Source organism: Paraburkholderia translucens (assembly GCF_020881035.1).
GTDB classification, from domain to species: Bacteria; Pseudomonadota; Gammaproteobacteria; order Burkholderiales; family Burkholderiaceae; genus Paraburkholderia; species Paraburkholderia translucens.
On sequence record NZ_JAJITC010000044.1, the window covers coordinates 1 to 1,286 of the forward strand.

The 1,286-nt window shown below is 59.1% G+C and carries 1 protein-coding gene; it reads right to left on the reverse strand.

Annotation, left to right across the window (positions count from 1 at the left end; genetic code table 11):
• Positions 1 to 42: 42 nt before the first annotated feature.
• Positions 43 to 1,217 (reverse strand): IS3 family transposase gene (locus tag LJ655_RS30010; RefSeq protein WP_230564773.1). Its coding sequence is split into 2 segments (ribosomal slippage): positions 43 to 968 and positions 968 to 1,217, totalling 1,176 coding nucleotides; the frame shifts between segments, so codons are not numbered across the junction.
• Positions 1,218 to 1,286 lie beyond the last annotated feature (69 nt).

Below are 1,286 nucleotides of genomic sequence, written 5' to 3' on the forward strand. Positions count from 1 at the left end.
TGACGTTGCCCTCGATTTTCGTATCCGCTAACCGAGCACTTATTATGCCGCTTCCTTTCGCTGTGCGGCGTGCCAGTCTTGTTCAAATTGCATCGGACTGACGTAATTCAACGTCGAGTGCAAGCGCGAATGATTGTAGAAGCTCAACCAGTCGATTACCTCGTCCATCGCTTCGCGACGCGTCGCAAAGCGTTTGCCGTGGATGCGCGCCTGCTTCAGCGATCCCCACAGGCTTTCAGTCGGTGCGTTATCCCAACAATTTGCCCGGCGACTCATCGAGCTTTGCATGCCGTAGCTCTTGAGCAGGTCTTGAAACTCGGCGCTGCAATACTGGCTTCCACGGTCGCTGTGCACGATCAGACCGGTCTCGGGGCGGCGACGGAACCACGCCATACGCAACGCGTCAGAAACCAGCTCCGTGCGCATGTGCGGCTTGAGCGACCAGCCCACGACCTGGCGGCTAAACAGGTCCAGGATGACCGTCAGGTACAGCCAGCCCTCGTCGGTCCACAGATACGTGATGTCTGTCGTCCAGACCTGATCGGGCTTCGTCGGCGAGAAGTCGCGTTGCAGCAGGTTCGGTGCGACCGGAAGGTTGTGCCTGCTGTCTGTCGTGGCCTTGAAGCGGCGTTTGGTCCGCGCCTTGATGCCATGCAGCTTCATCAGCCGTTGAACCCGGTCCTTGCTCACGCGAATGCCTTGCGCAAGCAGCCTTTTCCACACGCGCGGCCAGCCGTACTCGCCTTTGGATTCGGCGTGCACGGCCTTGATGTGGACCAGCAACGCATCGTTGCTGATACGTCGGCGCGGCCGATCAGGATCAACGTCTCGGGCCTTGCGGTTGTGGTAACCACTGGGGCTGACACCCAGCGCCTCACAGGCCACGGATACCGGCCATTGTCGGCTGTGCCGCTCAATCCAGGCATACTTCACGCTGACCTCTTCGCGAAGTATGCCGTCGCTTTTCCCAGGATGTCGCGCTCCATGCGCAGGTTCGCGTTCTCTGCCCTGAGTCGCGCAATTTCCATCTGTTCGGCCGATACCAGTTTACCTGCGCCAGCGAGCTTGCCAGCCTCGTCAGCCTTGAGCCAGCTGTTTAGCGTCTGCGTACTGATGCCCAGAATCTTTGCCACCGCCGCCTGGCTCTGGCCGTTACGCACCATGCGAACCGCCTCAACCTTGAATTCCAGCGTGTACCGCGCCCTCGGGTTACCCATTGCTCAATCCTCCGTCACTGAAGTTTTACACACTCTCAGTAACGGATACGTTTTTTGAGGGCAAGGTCA